The following is an 18,619-nucleotide window of genomic DNA, read 5'->3' on the forward strand; positions in this document are numbered from 1 at the left end:
CTCCCCATGCGCAATATGTGCCGCGTAAAGGCGAAATCAACGCCTGGGACAATCCGGATTTCGTCGCCGCTGTTAAAGCGACAGGTCGCAAAACTCTGATTATTGCCGGTACCGTGACCAGCGTGTGCATGGCGTTCCCGGCCATCAGTGCGGTGGCGGAAGGTTTCAAAGTCTTTGCGGTGATTGATGCTTCAGGCACTTATTCCAAAATGGCGCAGGAAGTGACTTTGGCGCGAGTGGTTCAGGCTGGAGTGGTGCCGATGGATACCGCAGCGGTTGTTGCTGAAATCCAGCATACCTGGAATCGCGACGATGCGATGGACTGGGCAAATCTGTGGGGCGGCGTATTCATTGAGTACGGCTTGCTGATGGAAAGCTACCAGAAAGCGCAAGATGTGGTGAGTAATCAAGAGCAACTCGACTCCCAGCGCGCTTAATATATTTCCCCCTTTGCGAGACATCGCGCAGGGGGAATATCTTTTTCTATCCCCTTGCTCCGGGCTAATGTTAGGCTATGTCCCACTCTTTTTTCAGAAGTCTGAGCGATGCAAACCAGTCCTTTACTTACTGCCCTTATGGAATCCCTGCGCTGCCTGCCAGGTGTTGGCCCGAAGTCTGCCCAACGTATGGCGTTTGCGCTACTGCAACGTGACCGCAGTGGTGGGATGCGTCTGGCTCAAGCATTAACGCGCGCAATGTCCGAAATTGGGCACTGTGCGGATTGCCGTACGTTTACCGAACAAGAAGTCTGCGCTATTTGCTCCAACCCGCGTCGTCGGGAAAATGGCCAGATTTGCGTAGTAGAAACCCCAGCGGATATTCACGCTATTGAAGCGACCGGCCAGTTTTCTGGGCGCTATTTTGTGCTGATGGGGCACCTTTCTCCTTTGGACGGTATTGGCCCGCAGGACATCGGTCTCGACAGGCTTGAACAACGGCTGGAAAGCGAGACCATCAAAGAGCTCATCCTTGCGACCAACCCGACGGTTGAAGGTGAAGCCACCGCAAACTACATCGCCGAATTGTGTGGGCAATATGGTGTAGATGCCAGCCGTATCGCGCACGGTGTACCGGTGGGTGGCGAGCTGGAAATGGTCGATGGCACGACGCTTTCGCACTCTTTAGCAGGACGCCACAAGATTAATTTTTAATTTACCCGTCATACTTGAAGCTGCATCTGCGTTGGCTGCACTATTCTGCTCATCCGTGAGCCTCACTCCTTCGGGGCCGCAGCAAGCAGCGTTCAAATCTGCTCCCGGCAGATTTGTCTCTCACCCCAGTCACTTACTTGATTAAGCGCCTGGGGGTTCTTGAGTTTGCCGCCTTGATGCAACTCCCATTATTTAGGGTAAAGAAAGGAAGAATCTCTTTTCCCGCTTGAAAATCTCTTTTCCAACCTCATATCACCTTCAGCGTTTTCATCCCCTGCGTATTTTGATTTTGTTGAGGTATCAATGACCATGAAAGGACAAGAGACCCGTGGCTTCCAGTCTGAAGTGAAACAACTTCTGCACCTGATGATCCACTCCCTCTACTCGAATAAAGAAATTTTCCTGCGTGAGCTGATCTCCAACGCCTCCGATGCGGCAGACAAATTGCGCTTCCGTGCGCTGTCTCACGCTGACCTTTACGAAGGCGACGGCGAGCTGCGTGTGCGTGTCTCTTTTGATAAAGAAAAACGCACCCTGACGATTGCCGATAACGGCATCGGTATGACGCGCGACGAAGCGATTGATCATCTCGGCACCATTGCAAAATCTGGCACCAAATCTTTCCTTGAATCCATGGGTTCTGACCAGGCGAAAGACAGCCAGCTTATCGGCCAGTTTGGTGTGGGCTTCTACTCCGCGTTTATTGTGGCGGACAAAGTGACCGTACGGACTCGTGCGGCCGGTGTTCCTGCGGATCAAGGCGTATTCTGGGAATCAGAAGGGGCGGGCGAATATACTGTTGCGGATATCACCAAAGCGGACCGCGGCACCGAAATTACCTTGCACCTGCGCGAAGGCGAAGACGAGTTCCTGGACGACTGGCGTGTGCGCTCTGTCATCGGTAAATATTCCGATCACATTGCTCTGCCGGTTGAGATTGAAACCCGTGAAGAGAAAGATGGCGAAACTCTCCTCGGCTGGGAAAAAATCAACAAAGCCCAGGCGCTGTGGACCCGCAACAAGTCTGAAATTAAAGACGAAGAGTACAACGAATTCTACAAGCACGTGGCTCATGATTTCACCGACCCGCTGGCCTATAGCCACAACCGCGTCGAAGGGAAACAAGAGTACACCAGCCTGCTGTACATCCCATCCCAGGCACCGTGGGATATGTGGAATCGCGACCATAAACACGGCCTGAAACTGTACGTGCAACGCGTGTTCATCATGGACGAAGCAGAACAGTTCATGCCGAACTACCTGCGCTTTGTTCGCGGCCTGATAGATTCCAACGATCTGCCTCTGAACGTGTCGCGTGAAATTCTGCAAGACAGCCGTGTGACCCAGAACCTGCGTAGTGCGTTGACGAAACGCGTATTGCAGATGTTGGAAAAACTGGCGAAAGACGACAACGAAAAATACCAGTCCTTCTGGAAAAACTTCGGTCTGGTGCTTAAAGAAGGCCCGGCTGAAGATAACGCAAACCAGGAAGCTATCGCTAAACTGCTGCGCTTTGCGACGACGCACACTGATTCCGCTGCACAAACCGTGTCGCTGGAAGAGTACGTCTCACGCATGAAAGAAGGCCAGGAGAAGATTTACTACATCACTGCCGACAGTTATGCGGCGGCGAAGAGCAGCCCGCACCTCGAGTTGCTGCGTAAGAAAGGCATCGAAGTTCTGCTGCTTTCTGACCGCATTGATGAGTGGATGATGAGCTACCTGACTGAATTCGACGGTAAAGTCTTCCAGTCAGTCAGCAAGACCGACGAGACGCTGGAAAAACTGGCTGACGAAGAGACACCGGAAGCGAAAGAAGCTGAAAAAGCGCTTGAGCCGTTCGTTGATCGCGTGAAAACCCTGCTGGGTGAGCGAGTGAAAGAAGTGCGTCTGACGCACCGTTTGACCGATACGCCAGCTATCGTGACCACTGACAGCAACGACATGAGCACGCAAATGGCGAAATTGTTTGCCGCCGCGGGCCAGGAAGTGCCAGAAGTGAAGTACATCTTCGAGCTGAACCCGGATCACGGTCTGGTTAAACGCGTTGCGGATACTCAGGATGAAGCACAGTTCGGCGAATGGGTCGAATTACTGCTCGACCAGGCGCTGTTAGCTGAACGTGGCACTTTGGAAGATCCAAACCTATTTATTCGCCGTATGAATCAGTTGCTCGTTTCGTAATCTTTATGGCGGATAGCGCATTTGCCTATCCGCCAGTCACCTATTTTTCTCTTTATGACACCTTCTCGCGCTTGGCTTTCTTGAGGTTAATACACCTTTAATGATAAGGTCATCGCTTCACGTATAAATACACAAAAATCCAAACGAATGGGGAATTACGCAATGCGTATTATTCTGCTTGGCGCTCCGGGCGCAGGTAAAGGAACTCAGGCTCAGTTCATCATGGAGAAATATGGCATTCCGCAAATCTCCACCGGTGACATGCTGCGTGCTGCAGTAAAATCTGGCTCTGAGCTGGGTAAACAAGCAAAAGACATCATGGATGCCGGAAAACTGGTTACAGATGAACTGGTCATTGCGTTGGTAAAAGAACGCATCACCCAGGAAGACTGCCGTAACGGTTTCCTGCTTGATGGCTTCCCTCGCACTATTCCACAAGCTGATGCCATGAAAGAAGCGGGTATCAATGTGGACGTGGTTCTGGAATTCGCCGTACCGGACGAACTGATTGTTGAACGTATTGTGGGTCGCCGCGTACATGCGCCGTCTGGTCGCGTTTACCACGTCACCTTCAATCCACCAAAAGTTGAAGGTAAAGACGATGCGACGGGCGAAGAGCTGACCACCCGTAAAGATGATCAGGAAGAAACCGTGCGTAAACGCCTGGTGGAATACCATCAGATGACTGCTCCGCTGATCTCTTACTACAGCAAAGAAGCGGCAGCGGGTAACACCAAATACACGAAAATCGACGGCACCCGTAAAGTGGCCGAAGTTAGCGCAGAGCTGGCAAAAATCCTCGGCTAATTATACCCGTCATCTTTCAAGTTGCAGGTGTGTTAGCTGCATTACTCGGCAAAGCCTTTTGTCCTGCACCTCGAAATCTTTTGGGTATATAAAAATACCAGGACATGTTCCTGGTATTTTTTTGCCCTAATTTTACCCTTTCGCTGTAATCGGTTCTCCTGGGGCACTTTTACGATACAATTATCAGCAATTTGTTGATAAGGAGTGGAAATGAATCAGGAAAAAGTGGGTATTTTACTGGCAAACCTTGGTACACCTGATGCCCCCACTCCGGCGGCGGTAAAACGCTATTTGCGTCAGTTTCTCAGCGACAGACGCGTCGTTGATACCCCGCGTTTGATCTGGTGGCCGCTGCTACGCGGCGTGATTTTACCGCTACGATCCTCACGTGTGGCAAAGCTGTATCAGTCTGTCTGGATGGACGAAGGCTCGCCGCTGCTGGTGTATAGCCGTCGTCAGCAAGCTGCACTTGCCGCGCAATTACCGGGGACGCCCGTTGCACTGGGTATGAGCTATGGTTCGCCGTCATTGAAAAGTGCCGTGGACGAACTTTTATCCCACAACGTTGACCACATCGTCGTGCTGCCGCTGTATCCACAATTTTCGTGCTCCACCGTCGCTGCAGTCTGGGATGAATTAGGCCGTATTTTTGCCCACTACCGTTCGCTGCCGTCGATTTCCCTGATTCGTGACTATGCCGATGACACCTCCTACATCAATGCGCTGGTGGCCTCGGTCAAACACTCATTCGCTCAGCACGGCGAGCCTGATATTTTGCTGCTTTCCTATCACGGGATCCCGCAGCGTTTTGCCAACGAAGGTGATGATTACCCGCAGCGCTGCCGCGATACCACGCGAGAGCTGCTTTCAGCCCTCGAACTGCCGCCAGAAAAAGTGATGATGACCTATCAGTCACGTTTTGGTCGCGAACCGTGGCTGATGCCTTATACCGACGAAACGCTGAAAATGCTGGCGGAGAAGGGCGTAAAACATATTCAGGTGATGTGCCCGGGTTTCTCAGCCGATTGCCTCGAAACTTTAGAGGAGATGGCGGTGCAAAACCGCGAAGTGTTCATTGAGGCGGGCGGCGCCAAGTATGAGTATATTCCTGCCTTGAACGACGACCCGGCACACATCGCAATGATGGTGAATCTGGTAGATAAATATCGCTGATCCCGCTTATGGCCGTTAATGTGCTACCATTTCCGGCCTGATTAGCAAACTCCGAACAACATCATGAAATTTCCCGGCAAACGAAAATCCAAACACTATTTCCCGGTTAGCGCACGTGATCCTTTACTGCAACAGGTTCAGCCTGAAAATGAAACTGGCACCTCCTGGATTGTCGGGATCGACCAAACGCTGGTGGATATCGAAGCCAAAGTGGATGACGAGTTTGTTCATCGTTACGGTTTGAGTTTTGGCCATTCACTGGTCATTGAAGACGATGTGGCCGAAGCGCTATATCAGGAACTGGTGCAAAAAGCTCTGATTACTCATCAGTTTGCCGGCGGCACCATTGGTAACACTATGCACAACTATTCGGTTTTAGCCGATGACCGCTCTGTTTTACTGGGCGTGATGTGCAGCAATATCGAAATCGGAAGCTACGCCTACCGTTACCTGTGCAATACCTCCAGCCGTACTGACCTTAACTACCTGCAAGGTGTGAACGGTGCTATTGGTCGCTGCTTTACGCTGATTGGCGAGCAGGGCGAACGTACCTTCGCTATTAGCCCAGGTCATATGAACCAGTTACGTGCCGACAGTATTCCTGAAGAGGTGATTGCCGGTGCGTCTGCGTTGGTGTTGACCTCATATTTGGTGCGTTGCAAGGATGGCGAGCCCATGCCGGAAGCGACCATGCAGGCTATCGCTTACGCGAAAAAGTACAACGTACCGGTGGTGCTTACGCTTGGCACCAAATACGTTATCGCCGAAAACCCAGAGTGGTGGCAGACATTTCTGAAAGAGCATGTCTCGATTCTGGCGATGAACGAAGAAGAAGGGCTGGCGCTGACGGGTGAAAATGATCCACTGCTGGCGGCTGATAAGGCGCTGGATTGGGTTGATTTAGTATTATGTACCGCCGGGCCGGTCGGGTTGTACATGGCGGCCTTTACTGAAGAGTCCGCTAAACGCACCACGCAACATCCTCTGTTACCGGGGGCGATCGCTGAATTTAACCAGTACGAATTTAGCCGTGCCATGCGTCATAAAGATTGCCAGAACCCGATGCGTATTTTCTCGCATATCGCGCCATATATGGGCGGACCTGAGAAAATCATGAATACCAATGGTGCGGGCGATGGTGCGCTGGCGGCGTTGCTACACGATATTACGGCGAATAATTATCACCGTTCTAACGTGCCAAATTCCAGCAAACACCAGTCCACATGGTTGACCTATTCGTCTTTGGCACAAGTGTGTAAATACGCGAACCGTGTGAGTTATCAGGTGCTTAACCAGCACTCTCCGCGCCTGACGCGTGGTTTGCCTGAGCGCGAAGATAGCCTCGAAGAGTCGTATTGGGAGCGCTAAAACTTTGGTGCAGCAATGATCAGAAGGCTGGTAAGCAAAACTTACCAGCCTTTTTTACACGTTAGCGCCGGTAAAACAGATTTTACACGCTAGTGCCGGTAAAAGGGGTAAGTCGCATAATGAAAATTACTTCTCCAGAACAGTTAGCCATTTTCCTGAAAGATACTCGCAAACAGGAAAAGCAAACGCAGGAAATGTTGGCTGCGAAAGTAGGTTTACGGCAGGATACGATCTCAAAATTCGAAAAAAATCCTGCTAAAACGCAAATCGAGACCCTGTTTAAAATTCTATCTTCCATGAATATGGAGCTCCATATTGAGCCGAAAACAACACAAGGTCGTGCTGAGACATGGAAAGAGGAGTGGTAGATGAAAAGTTTGTCGGTGTTTATGAATGGATACCTGGTTGGGAAGTTGAGGCAAGAGGATAACGGCGCTAATTTTTTTCAGTATGACGATAGCTGGCTAAAAACTAGCGGCGCCCGTCCAATATCACTTTCCATGCCGCTGCGAGCGACAGAATATCTGGGTGAAGTTGTTTTTAACTTTTTTGATAATTTGTTACCTGATAGCCGCGAAATCCGCGAGCGGATTGCGAGTCGCTATCAGGCGAATTCGATTCAACCATTTGATTTATTATATGAAATTGGCAGGGATTGCGTAGGTGCATTAATACTACAACCGCCAGAAGAGGCTATTCAGAATATAGAAAAAATAGATGGCGAGGTACTTGATGGAGAAGAACTCGACAGCATTCTGACTGGCTATTTGAGTAACTCCCGTTACCTTCAACAAGAAATGCGTGATTTTCGTATTTCAATTGCGGGGGCACAAGAGAAGACGGCGTTACTTCGCTATCAGGATTGCTGGCAATTACCTAAAGGTATTACACCGACTACCCATATATTCAAATTGCCAGTTGGAGAAATCCAGGGGCATAGCTTTACATTGGATCTTCGTGATAGCGTCGAAAATGAATGGCTCAGTATGTTATTGGCGAGACTATACGGGTTGGAGGTCGCAGATTGTGACATCGTGACAACCCAGAATACTAAAGCGTTAGTGGTAAAACGCTTTGATCGTCGTTTTGTTAGTCATAATAGCTGGATTGCCCGTTTGCCACAGGAAGATATTTGCCAGGCGCTAGGGATTCCATCAACCAAAAAATATGAAAGCGACGGTGGTCCCGGGATTTCTGTAATTATGAAGTTCTTATTGGGTTCCGATCATGCTGAAAAAGATCGCGATAACTTTATGCGTAGCCATATTCTTTTCTGGTTATTGGCTGCGAGTGACGGCCACGCAAAAAACTATTCCGTCTCGATTATGCCGGGTGGGGGATACTGCCTGACGCCGCTATACGACATTATGTCCTGTTATCCACTTATTGGTGGGCGTGGTCTTGCGAAGCAGGATATCAAAATGGCAATGGCTCTGGCTTCAACAGGGAAAGGAAAAAAATACGAATGGAATATGATCTTTCCACGCCATTTCCTGGCAACAGCTAAAAAGTGTGGTTTTAGCGAGTCCCGAATGGCGGAGCTGATTGAGGAGTTTTACCTAAAGACACCGGAAGTGCTCAAGCAGGCAAGAGAATTGCTTCCTGAAACATTCCCTGAGCATATTAGTGATGCAATCTTTAATGGTGTGGAAAACGCAGCCCGTCGCCTTGCGCAATTAAATTAGAGTGGGTTAGACCCACTCTAATTACATTTCCCATGACTATTTACTGAGCGGTCTAACCTTCCAACATCCCCATCATCGTATTGGCGATTTCACGCTCACCCATCACGACCTGATTTGCGCCACGCTCGGTGATGTAATCCACCTCATCATCATAATGTGCGCGGGCAATGATCTCGATGTCCGGGTATTTCGTGCGTGCAGTCGCGACAATTTCCCCTGCCTCGTAACCATTCGGAATGGTCAACAACAGCCAACGAGCGCAATCAAGATGGGCGAGATTCATGATCTCTTCGTTGGCTGCATTCCCCAACACCGCACGGATCCCGCGTTCGCGCAACTCATCAACCCGGCTGCGGGACGTCTCAATCACCACTAGCGGAATCCCCTGAGCCATTAATTTCTCACCCAGCAGGCTCCCTACGCGCCCAAAACCAACCAGCAGGGCGTGATTACAAATATCCACCGGGATCTGCTTCTCGTCCTCGATGACTTCCTCCAGGGTTTGTTCTTCCAGGGTTTCGGTTTTTGCGAGATAGCGCTCAAGCACTGCAAACAATATTGGATTGAGCATAATCGACAAAATCGCACCAGCCAGCACTAGGTTTTGTCCGGTCTGTGGCAACAAATTCAGCGCCATTCCCAGGCCCGCAAGGATAAAGGCGAACTCACCAATCTGCGCAAGGCTTGTGGCGATGGTTAATGCGGTACGTTGTGAGTGACCAAACAGGCGCACCAGGAAGAAGGCGGCCACTGATTTACCAAAGATGATGATAGCAACGGTGCCGAGCACCGCGAGCGGTTCCTGAATCAGAATCATCGGGTCGAACAACATGCCGACTGAGACAAAAAACAGTACCGCGAAAGCGTCGCGCAGCGGCAGCGTGTCATGGGCGGCACGATGGCTCAGTTCAGATTCATTGAGCACCATTCCGGCAAAGAACGCACCCAGCGCAAATGACACATCAAACAGCTCGACGGCGCCAAAGGCGATACCAAGTGCCAGCGCCAGAACGGCGAGCGTAAACAGCTCGCGTGAACCCGTAGCGGCACTTCGCGCCAGAATCCACGGTACCAGACGGCGGCCAACAATCAGCATAATCGCGATAAATGCCACCACTTTGCCGATGGTCAGCCCCATATCCAGCGCCAAAGTCGCAAAGCCGACGTCGCCTTGTACCTGCATTCCCGCTACAGCTGGCAGCAGAACCAGCGTTAACACCATCACCAGATCTTCAACAATCAGCCAGCCAATGGCGATTTGCCCACGCTGGCTGTCAATTAATTGCCGTTCTTCAAGTGCGCGCAGCAACACTACAGTACTGGCAGTGGAAAGACACAGGCCGAACACGATACCGGTCATCAACGACCAGCCCATCAGCGATGAAAGCGCCATTCCCAATAGCGTCGCCACACCAATCTGGGCGATAGCGCCGGGGATGGCGATGGCCTTTACCGCCATCAAATCCTTTAAGGAGAAATGCAGACCGACACCAAACATCAGCAAAATAACGCCCAGTTCAGCCAATTCCGGTGCAAGTTTGGTATCTGCAACAAAACCTGGTGTAAAAGGCCCGGCTAAAACCCCAGCTAATAAGTAACCCACCAGCGGCGATATACGCAGTTTATGGGCGAGCATACCGAGTAAAAAGGCTAAAACAAGGCCTCCGACAATGGTGGTGATAAGCGGGGTGGCGTGATGCATTCCGTCTCCTTTCGTGGGTAATCAGTTCCAGTACTCTATTTTTAGTTTATGACAATTTTTTAATCGACGTGGGGGTTAAATAAGTGAATTTATAAGAAAAAGCGCATTTAGATAAAAGTGGGTGCAGGAAGGGGTTTTAACAAGGTTAATATCAAAAAGACATTGAGAAACGTGCGGGAAGTGCAGGGCCAGAGGAACTCTCTGGCCCGTATAACTATGACTTATGGCGATAGTCAGGCAGGAATATGGTCAATATGCCGAGGAGTGGTAGGAAAGCGCATATTTTGTAGACTAACTCGATACTTGAATGGTCGGCTATCAAGCCGAGTACTGCAGCGCCCAGGCCGCCCATCCCAAAGGCGAAACCGAAGAATAACCCGGACACCATACCGATACGTCCTGGCATCAACTCTTGCGCATAAACCAGAATCGCGGAAAACGCAGAGGCCAGAATAAAGCCGATAATCACGGTCAAGATCCCAGTCCAGTACAGTGAAGCGTAAGGCAGGAGAAGGGTGAATGGCGCAACGCCGAGAATTGACCCCCAGATAACGTATTTACGGCCAATCTTATCGCCCACCGGCCCGCCAATTACCGTACCTGCGGCCACAGCAAATAAGAAGGCGAACAGGTGGAACTGGGCGTTTTGCACAGATAAACCGAATTTGTGCATCAGATAGAAGGTGTAATAACTGCTGAGACTCGCCATATAAAAATACTTGGAGAAAATCAGCACCAGCAAAACGGCCACCGCCTGAATCACTTGTTTGCGTGGTAGGGGGTTAACCACAGGTGCGGCTGTTTTGCCTTTGGTCATGCGATGTTGAGCGGCATACCAGCGGCTAATCTGCAGCAAGACGATAATCGCCAACAGTGCAGCCAGCACAAACCAGCCGACATTGCCTTTACCATAAGGTGCAATAATCAGTGCCGCCAGCAACGGGCCTAATGAGCTACCAAAGTTACCGCCCACCTGGAACAGTGACTGAGCAAGACCATGGCGACCACCGGATGCCATACGCGCCACACGGGAAGATTCCGGATGGAATACCGAAGAACCTGTGCCCACGAGTGCTGCTGCCAATAACACCATCGGGAAACTCCCCGCCAATGCCAGAATGACTAACCCGCAAAGTGTGAAGCACATACCAATCGGTAATGACCATGGCATCGGGTATTTATCTGTGTAATATCCAACCACTGGCTGAAGCAGTGATGATGTGACCTGGAAGGTCAGCGTTATCATCCCTATCTGGACAAAACTCAGCGAGAACTCACTCTGTAAAAGTGGATAGAGCGCCAGAATGAGTGACTGAATCATATCGTTGAGCAAATGAGAAAGGCTAATTGCTCCAAGAATTCCGAACGCAGTGCGAGCCTTCTTGGGCTCCGACGACGCGAGAGTTTGTTCCGAGATTGCCATAAGTACCTGTAATTATTTAATTGATTGTTTTTAGCTCAGTTCACTGATGGAACCGTTGGAAATCATTACCCAGCTAACATACCTTCTGGATAGTTCTGAAGAAAGTCACAATCATGAAAAGTTATTTGCCTATACTCGTCATACTTCAAGTGACAGGGGCGTTGGCCGCACTCCTTCACCCCAGTCACTTACTCAAGTAAGCTCCTGGGGATGAACTCCCTTGCCGCCTACCTGAAACTCGAATTATTGAGAGTATATGATAATGATGGTTTGCTATTGGTGCGCAAGCATTTACTGAATATGGAGATTTGCGATGAATTTCGTAGTGAAAGGGGTGACCACTGCACTGCTGATGGCAGTCAGTCTGACCAGCGCGTCTGCACTGGCATGGGAAAAAGATAAAACCTATAACATCACCATTCTGCACACTAACGATCACCACGGTCATTTCTGGCGCAATGAACATGCCGAATATGGTCTTGCTGCGCAAAAAACTTTGGTGGATAGCATTCGTAAACAGGTGGCAGAGCAGGGGGGCAGCGTACTGTTGCTGTCTGGCGGTGACATTAACACCGGTGTCCCGGAATCCGACTTGCAAGATGCTGAACCCGATTTCCGCGGGATGAACTTGATTGGCTATGATGCGATGGCTCTGGGCAACCATGAGTTCGACAATCCTCTGCCTGTGTTACGCCAACAAGAAAAATGGGCAAAATTCCCGCTGCTTTCTGCCAACATTTACCAGAAAAGTACCGGTGAACGTCTGTTTAAACCCTGGGCTATCTTCAATCCGCAAGGCATTAAAATTGCGGTTATCGGGTTAACCACCGACGATACGGCGAAAATTGGCAATCCGGAAAACTTCACAGACATGGAGTTCCGCAAACCGGCAGACGAAGCAAAACTGGTTATTCAGGAGCTACAATCGACTGAAAAACCAGACGTGCTGATCGCCGCAACACATATGGGCCACTACGATAACGGTCAGCACGGTTCCAACGCACCGGGCGATGTGGAGATGGCTCGCAGCCTCCCTGCTGGCGCGCTGACGATGATTGTGGGTGGTCACTCGCAAAACCCAGTCTGTATGGCTGCTGAGAATCAAAAGCAGGTCGATTACGTACCGGGCACGCCTTGTGCGCCGGACAAACAAAACGGTATCTGGATTGTTCAGGCTCACGAATGGGGCAAATACGTCGGGCGTGCTGATTTCGAGTTCCGTAATGGCGAGATGAAACTGGTGCATTACCAGCTCATCCCAATCAACCTGAAGAAAAAGATAACCTACGATAACGGTGAAAGTGAGCGTGTGCTGTATACGCCGCAGATTTCTGAAAACCAACAGATGCTCTCACTGTTGGCACCATTCCAGAATAAAGGTCAGACACAGCTGAATGTGAAAGTGGGCAGTGTGAATGGCCACATGGAAGGCGATCGCAGTAAAGTTCGTTTTGTGCAAACTAACCTCGCGCGCCTGTTACTCGCGGCACAAATGGCGCGCACCAGTGCAGACTTTGCTGTCATGAGCGGTGGGGGTATCCGTGATTCAATTGAAGCCGGAGACATCACCTATAAAGATGTGCTGAAAGTGCAGCCGTTTGGCAATACCGTCACGTATATCGATATGACGGGCAAAGATGTGCTTGAGTATCTGAGCGCCGTTGCGCAGAAGAAACCTGATTCCGGTGCCTATCCGCAGTTCTCTAATGTCAGCTTTGTGGCAACCGCCGCGGGTCTGCAAGATTTGAAAATCAAAGGTGAGCCAGTTGATCCCGCGAAAACTTACCGTATGGCAACGTTGAACTTTAACGCTTCCGGCGGCGATGGTTACCCTGAAATCGACAAAAAACCGGGCTACGTGAATACCGGTTTTGTGGATGCGGAAGTACTGAAACAATACATCGAGCAGAATTCTCCACTTGATGTGAATGCTTACGAACCGCAAGACGAAGTGAGCTGGCAGTAAGGATTTTTCCCCTCACGCTAACCCTCTCCCAGAGGAGAGGGGATTGTTCGCAGTACATCGGTGGCAGAGAACCGGGGTGAGGGCGCTATTTCAGGGGCAATAAAATATCGGTCTGCTGCCCATGCTCAGGGTGGTTTTTATCCAGCTCCAGATAGCGGAAATAGACCGGGAAATCTCGCAACTCTTCGCCACTTTGCGGCAACCACTGGCGATAAAGATAGTAAACACTCTCGCTGATACGTTCATAGGCACCGACATGCCGAACCACCGCACAACGTCCACCGGGCAAGGTTTTGCAGATAACACCTTGCAGATTTTCTGGAACCCGGCCATTAGCTTCTTTACTTAGCTCCCCGCATACATCAAAGCGGAACTCGTCGCCAGGTGTCGTGGCAGGATCGCTATATGGTACGCCGTAAGTCCCATGAGTGCTGTAGTCTGAAAGCCCTGATGCTTTACGCCATTCAATAAACGTCGTAACGGTATTATTGACCCGTAACGGGTCACCAAGATGTTCCAGTACCGCGATTTTCATCGGCTCAACGGTGATGATTTTTACATCCATATTCTCTAGCCTCTGCTGATTTTCCCGTCCGGGAAATTGAAAATGCACCTGCCAGTCGACCCAAACGGGAGCTTTTCGGAAGTCGCTGGGGGTCAGGCCGAAGGTGTTTTTGAAGGCACGGGAAAATGATTCAGGATTCTCAAATCCGGCATCCAGGGCAATGTTTATCACCTTCTCCTGCGGGTGATTCACCAACCGCAAAGAAGCTCTTTTCAACCGCATTAGCGTGATGTAACGACTGATGCTTATCCCACAAAATTGGCTGAACTGGCGATGAAAGTGAAAACGAGAAAAACAGGCAACCTCACTGAGTTGTTCAACCGTTAAAGGGCTATCCAGATGCTGTTCGACATACGCAAAAACCTGTTCAAAACGCCGGTTATACAGACTGAGTCTATCGCTATTCATTGTTCCTCCCTCAATCAGCTTACTTTGCCTTCAGCACGTCGAGGCGTCCTGACTGAAATTGCTCTTTTGGGAGGATTGCTTGTTATACCTGTCAGTCGCGACGGGCGATTTCAGCGAATGTGGCATTGAGCAGTTTTGCCAAATCGCTGGCGCCCAATTCAATATCCAGCCCGCGTTTACCCCCCGAAACATAGATAGAGCTGAAGGTCTGCGCCGGAGCATCGATGACCGTAGGCAGGCGCTTTTTCTGCCCCAGTGGGCTGATGCCGCCAACCAAATAACCGGTAATACGCTGGGCGACCATGGGGTCGGCCATATCGACTTTTTTAGCGCCTAACGCTTTGGCCACTTTCTTTAAATCCAGCTGTCCGGAAACGGGCGTAACGGCAACCGCTAATTGCTTCATGTCGCCGTTGATGGCAACCAGCAGCGTTTTGTAGACTTGTTCTGCATTCAAGCCTAGTTTGCGCACCACCTCATCACCAAAGTTGGTTTCACCAGGATCGTGGTCGTAAGCATGTAATTGAAATGGCACGCCGTTTTTTTCGAGAAGTTTTACTGCTGGTGTCATGTAACCTTCTTAGTGTTTTTTACCCTAAACACGCACGATCTTGTCAACAACGTGATTTGTTCTATAAAAATTATATATAGCGTTATTAGTGATAGCGTTAACCGTCACATTGAGCGACAATTCGGATTGTGACCATTAAATTGGTCGGAATAACTACAATAATATACGTATTCCTCTTTGACGGGCCAATAGCGATATTGGCCGTTTTTTTATCTCCCCGTCATCATTCGCGTTACCTCTTTGTTGGCTGCACTCACTCACCCGACTAATCACTTAGCTTACTAATTTCATCGGGATTAACGAGAGACTCCTGTCTCTTGCCATAGGCTGGTCAAATTCGTTCCCGACGAATTTGTCGCGCTCTTGCCGCCGCGATGTAACGCGAATGATTTAGGGGCGATTTTTTAATAATTCAGGCAAGTTTCCCTTCCCGTACAAATGCAGCGCACCGACGGCAACCACATAGTGCCCGGCGGGGAGTTGTTGCAGGAAATGGTGCCACGCAAGATTACGTTGATGCATAAGTACATCGTATAGTTCGTCGCCAAAAGTGTTCGGCAATTGCACGTTCCCACGCAGCGGTGGCGCTTCCAGCCACCAACTGATCATCATTTGCAGCAGGCGAGCATTCGTGTGCCAGTGCGTTAGCGTGTCGGTTAACAGCGGCATACCGCCATCGGGCAAACGAGTGAGAATATCAATTTGATGCTGCGCACCTTCCAGTTCAATAACCGGAACTGCCATCGCTTTTGCGGCTTCCAGTAACTGAAAATCAATCCCGTAATTGGCGCGTAAACCGAGGCGCTGCGCCTGGTGAGCCTGCAACACCAGAGCAATTTGCCAGGCCGGTTGGTTGTCAATTTGGCTCAACGGGATGCCCAGTTCCTGGGTTAACGCCACCACTTGCACCCAGTTTTCGGCAGACAAGCGCTGCTCCAGCGGCAGGTTATCGGGAATATCGGGGAAGGGAGAGCTGTTCTCAGTAATGTCAGCCTCAACAATCAGCGCGTCGGCGTCCCTGAGTTTGTTAATCAGCTTGTCGGACAGCGGCGCCATGTCGCGTGTCCCCATATGAATACTGCCGAGCAAGTGCAGTGATCGATTACCCGGAAGTGTGATATCCAGCGCGGGCCAGGGATAGCGGGTGTTAGAAAGGTTTGAAATAAATGCGGTAATTCGCGATAGCAGACCCATTTGCAGATTCCCTGGCTAAAAAGTCATGCTACCGCTGCGAGTTACCCTGTGCAAATTTCACTACGGTGGAGGGTGGTTACACTTCTGCCCGGTTTGTACCGTCGCGTCATCCGACACCTACTCCTTCGGTTTAAAGCGCAACAACCGGTTGGCATTGCTGACTACCGTAATAGATGACAGCGCCATTGCGGCCCCAGCAACCACCGGGTTAAGCAACGTTCCGGTAAGCGGATATAAAATCCCTGCGGCAATGGGGATGCCCAGTGTGTTGTAAATAAACGCCCCCACCAGGTTTTGCTTCATATTACTCAACGTGGCTTTGGAAATCGCCAGTGCATCAGCCACACCCACCAGACTGTGGCGCATCAGCGTGATGGCAGCGGTTTCGATGGCAACATCACTCCCGCCGCCCATGGCAATCCCGACTTCAGCCTGCGCTAATGCCGGCGCATCATTGATGCCATCACCCACCATCGCCACCTGACGACCCTGCTGTTGCAGATTTTTAATCGCTTCGGCTTTGCCGTCCGGCAAGACACCTGCGATCACTTCGTCAATACCGGCTTCTTTAGCTATAGCGTTGGCGGTCGTTGGGTTATCGCCGGTCAACATCACCAGACGGTAGCCGTTACGGTGCAAGCGTTGAAGTGCGCTAATACTGTCGGCACGCAACGGGTCGCGGATAGCGAGAAGGGCGACCAGTTTGCCATCGACCGCCAGCAGCACCGGCGTTGCGCCACGGCTTGCCTGAGCTTCAATTTCTGCTGTCATTGGGCCGGTATCTACCTTTTGTTCATCCATCAGTGCTTTGTTGCCGAGCAACAACTGATGACCCTCTGTTTCGCCGCTGACCCCTAACCCGCGTAAGGTGCGGAAGCCATTGACCTGTGGCAGTTCAGCACCGTTCACTTTTTCGATAATCGCGCGTGCCAGCGGGTGGCTTGAACCTTGTTCCAGTGCGGCGGCGAATCGCAACACCTCGGCTTCAGTACTGCCGTGATAAGTGACGACGGCGACCACTTGCGGTTTGCCCTCGGTCAGCGTGCCGGTTTTATCAAACACAATGGTATCAAGCGTACTGGCGCGTTGCAGCGCGTCAGCATCACGGACTAAAACGCCAAACTCAGCAGCGCGACCGACACCGGAAATAATCGACATCGGTGTTGCCAGACCCAGAGCGCAAGGGCAGGCAATAATCAGCACGGTAGTCGCAATCACCAGCATATAAACGATTTGTGGTGCCGGGCCGAAGAAGTACCAAATTGCTGCGCTAAACAACGCAATCAACACCACTACCGGAACAAATATCGCCGAGATTTTATCTGCGAGCTGCCCAATTTCCGGCTTACTGCTTTGCGCCTGGCGCACCATCCGGATAATGCGTGACAACGTGGTGTGGTTACCGATTGCCGTCGCACGGAACAGCACGCTACCATCTTGCACCACAGTCCCTGCGTGAATTGGCTCGTCGGTGGATTTTTGCTGTGGCACCGGCTCGCCGGTTAGCATGGCTTCATCAAACCAGGCTTCGCCCTGGGTAATTTCCCCGTCGACGGGTACGCGGTCACCAGTGGTTAAACGCAATATCATGCCTGCGGTGACTTCCGCCAGCAGAACCGTTTTCTCACCTTCTTCTGTCACAACACGTGCCGTTGGCGGAGTTAAATCCAGCAAACGCTCCAACGCTTTAGAAGAGCGTTGGCGAGCGCGTTGTTCCAGCATATGCCCGAGGTTAATCAGGCCGATAATCATTGCACTGGCTTCGTAATAGAGGTGGCGTGCCTCCATTGGGAAATGCTGTGGCCAGATGTTGACGGTAATGGAATAAATCCATGCGGCACCCGTACCGAGTGCGACCAGCGTATCCATGGTGGCGGTTTTGTTGAGCAAACTGCGCCAGGCGCTACGATAGAAATGCCCACCGGCAAACACCATTATGCCCAAGGTGGCGATACCGATGGCCAGCCACAATGAGCGGTTGTCATCGGTGACCATCATATTGTCGCCGATCATTCCCCACACCATCACAGGAATACCAACAGCTAGCGCCAGAATCGCCTGCCAGCGGAAGCGTTTAACAGCGGCATTGGCGGTTTCTTGCTGACGTTCACGGCGTTTCGCATCGTCTTCGATGGCTTCAGCACCGTAACCCGCGCTTTCAACGGCTTTAACTAAAGATTCGGCGGAGGCAGAGCCCATAATCAGGGCGCTGCGCTCGGCAAGGTTTACCCGCGCCATGCTGACTCCGGGGACGTTTTGCAACGCATTCTGTACCCGGGTCACACAACTGGCGCAGCTCATCCCGTTGATGAGCAACTGTTGGCTATCGTCACCCTCAACGGTGGCTGTCGGAAGCGAAGGGGATGCCGCTGTCAGTGCTTCCGACGGGTTTGATGACTCTGTCAGCGGATCAGACTTTGGG

15 protein-coding genes are annotated in these 18,619 nt (G+C 51.0%); 9 read left to right on the forward strand and 6 right to left on the reverse strand.

Annotated elements, in window-relative coordinates; translation table 11 throughout:
* The 8 genes from VJY99_RS08150 to VJY99_RS08185 all read left to right on the forward strand — a co-directional run.
* The coding region (locus tag VJY99_RS08150) for an isochorismatase family protein (protein WP_324117554.1) at window positions 1-437 on the forward strand (437 nt) is incomplete at its 5' end.
* A 108-nt stretch (window positions 438-545) separates the two neighbouring features.
* Window positions 546-1,151, forward strand: a complete 606-nt coding sequence (recR, locus tag VJY99_RS08155) for a recombination mediator RecR (protein ID WP_324117555.1) — start codon at window positions 546-548, stop codon at window positions 1,149-1,151.
* Window positions 1,152-1,460: 309 nt separating this feature from the next.
* Window positions 1,461-3,335: a molecular chaperone HtpG gene (htpG, locus tag VJY99_RS08160; RefSeq protein WP_324117556.1), complete on the forward strand. Its 1,875-nt coding sequence runs from the start codon at window positions 1,461-1,463 to the stop codon at window positions 3,333-3,335.
* Window positions 3,336-3,497: 162 nt separating this feature from the next.
* On the forward strand, window positions 3,498-4,142 hold the full coding sequence (gene adk, locus VJY99_RS08165) for an adenylate kinase (protein ID WP_324117557.1): 645 nt from the start codon (window positions 3,498-3,500) through the stop codon (window positions 4,140-4,142).
* Between the two features lie 210 nt (window positions 4,143-4,352).
* Entirely contained in the window at window positions 4,353-5,315 is a 963-nt protein-coding gene (gene hemH / locus VJY99_RS08170) for a ferrochelatase (protein WP_324117558.1), read from the forward strand.
* A 63-nt stretch (window positions 5,316-5,378) separates the two neighbouring features.
* The gene (locus VJY99_RS08175; protein WP_324117559.1) at window positions 5,379-6,683 is read left to right on the forward strand and encodes an inosine/guanosine kinase; all 1,305 of its coding nucleotides are present in this window, start codon (window positions 5,379-5,381) and stop codon (window positions 6,681-6,683) included.
* 119 nt (window positions 6,684-6,802) lie between these two features.
* Complete coding sequence (locus tag VJY99_RS08180; protein WP_324117560.1) at window positions 6,803-7,051, forward strand: helix-turn-helix domain-containing protein; 249 nt, start codon at window positions 6,803-6,805, stop codon at window positions 7,049-7,051.
* Window positions 7,052-8,368, forward strand: coding sequence for a type II toxin-antitoxin system HipA family toxin (locus VJY99_RS08185; protein ID WP_324117561.1), 1,317 nt, complete (start codon window positions 7,052-7,054; stop codon window positions 8,366-8,368).
* Between the two features lie 52 nt (window positions 8,369-8,420).
* Here VJY99_RS08185 and ybaL read toward each other — a convergent pair whose 3' ends face one another.
* Together ybaL and VJY99_RS08195 are read right to left on the reverse strand one after the other, a co-directional pair.
* Window positions 8,421-10,070, reverse strand: coding sequence for a YbaL family putative K(+) efflux transporter (gene ybaL / locus VJY99_RS08190; RefSeq protein WP_324117562.1), 1,650 nt, complete (start codon window positions 10,068-10,070; stop codon window positions 8,421-8,423).
* A gap of 214 nt (window positions 10,071-10,284) precedes the next feature.
* Entirely contained in the window at window positions 10,285-11,493 is a 1,209-nt protein-coding gene (locus VJY99_RS08195; RefSeq protein ID WP_324117563.1) for an MFS transporter, read from the reverse strand.
* 313 nt (window positions 11,494-11,806) lie between these two features.
* On the opposite strand from VJY99_RS08195, the gene ushA reads away from it, so the two are divergent.
* Window positions 11,807-13,459 (forward strand): bifunctional UDP-sugar hydrolase/5'-nucleotidase UshA, encoded by a 1,653-nt coding sequence (gene ushA, locus VJY99_RS08200; protein ID WP_324117564.1) that lies wholly within the window; start codon window positions 11,807-11,809, stop codon window positions 13,457-13,459.
* A gap of 85 nt (window positions 13,460-13,544) precedes the next feature.
* Here the strand turns inward: ushA and VJY99_RS08205 are convergent, their stop codons facing one another.
* The 4 genes from VJY99_RS08205 to copA all read right to left on the reverse strand — a co-directional run.
* Window positions 13,545-14,432 (reverse strand): AraC family transcriptional regulator, encoded by an 888-nt coding sequence (locus VJY99_RS08205; protein ID WP_324117565.1) that lies wholly within the window; start codon window positions 14,430-14,432, stop codon window positions 13,545-13,547.
* A gap of 91 nt (window positions 14,433-14,523) precedes the next feature.
* Complete coding sequence (gene ybaK / locus VJY99_RS08210; protein ID WP_324117566.1) at window positions 14,524-15,003, reverse strand: Cys-tRNA(Pro)/Cys-tRNA(Cys) deacylase YbaK; 480 nt, start codon at window positions 15,001-15,003, stop codon at window positions 14,524-14,526.
* 390 nt (window positions 15,004-15,393) lie between these two features.
* On the reverse strand, window positions 15,394-16,197 hold the full coding sequence (locus VJY99_RS08215) for a TraB/GumN family protein (RefSeq protein ID WP_324117567.1): 804 nt from the start codon (window positions 16,195-16,197) through the stop codon (window positions 15,394-15,396).
* 117 nt (window positions 16,198-16,314) lie between these two features.
* Window positions 16,315-18,619 (reverse strand): copper-exporting P-type ATPase CopA (copA, locus tag VJY99_RS08220; RefSeq protein ID WP_324117568.1); only part of this gene is annotated, 2,305 nt, incomplete at its 5' end.

The organism is Buttiauxella sp. (assembly GCF_035271705.1).
GTDB lineage: Bacteria > Pseudomonadota > Gammaproteobacteria > Enterobacterales > Enterobacteriaceae > Buttiauxella.

What these genes read in the sequence shown, in the direction of transcription:
- ybaK (WP_324117566.1), bottom strand. Translation starts at nt 15,003, where the DNA reads ATGACACCAGCAGTAAAACTTCTCGAAAAAAACGGCGTGCCATTTCAA.
- adk (WP_324117557.1), top strand. Translation starts at nt 3,498, where the DNA reads ATGCGTATTATTCTGCTTGGCGCTCCGGGCGCAGGTAAAGGAACTCAG.
- VJY99_RS08195 (WP_324117563.1), bottom strand. Translation starts at nt 11,493, where the DNA reads ATGGCAATCTCGGAACAAACTCTCGCGTCGTCGGAGCCCAAGAAGGCT.
- recR (WP_324117555.1), top strand. Translation starts at nt 546, where the DNA reads ATGCAAACCAGTCCTTTACTTACTGCCCTTATGGAATCCCTGCGCTGC.
- ybaL (WP_324117562.1), bottom strand. Translation starts at nt 10,070, where the DNA reads ATGCATCACGCCACCCCGCTTATCACCACCATTGTCGGAGGCCTTGTT.
- VJY99_RS08175 (WP_324117559.1), top strand. Translation starts at nt 5,379, where the DNA reads ATGAAATTTCCCGGCAAACGAAAATCCAAACACTATTTCCCGGTTAGC.
- VJY99_RS08215 (WP_324117567.1), bottom strand. Translation starts at nt 16,197, where the DNA reads ATGGGTCTGCTATCGCGAATTACCGCATTTATTTCAAACCTTTCTAAC.
- VJY99_RS08205 (WP_324117565.1), bottom strand. Translation starts at nt 14,432, where the DNA reads ATGAATAGCGATAGACTCAGTCTGTATAACCGGCGTTTTGAACAGGTT.
- htpG (WP_324117556.1), top strand. Translation starts at nt 1,461, where the DNA reads ATGAAAGGACAAGAGACCCGTGGCTTCCAGTCTGAAGTGAAACAACTT.
- VJY99_RS08180 (WP_324117560.1), top strand. Translation starts at nt 6,803, where the DNA reads ATGAAAATTACTTCTCCAGAACAGTTAGCCATTTTCCTGAAAGATACT.
- hemH (WP_324117558.1), top strand. Translation starts at nt 4,353, where the DNA reads ATGAATCAGGAAAAAGTGGGTATTTTACTGGCAAACCTTGGTACACCT.
- VJY99_RS08185 (WP_324117561.1), top strand. Translation starts at nt 7,052, where the DNA reads ATGAAAAGTTTGTCGGTGTTTATGAATGGATACCTGGTTGGGAAGTTG.
- ushA (WP_324117564.1), top strand. Translation starts at nt 11,807, where the DNA reads ATGAATTTCGTAGTGAAAGGGGTGACCACTGCACTGCTGATGGCAGTC.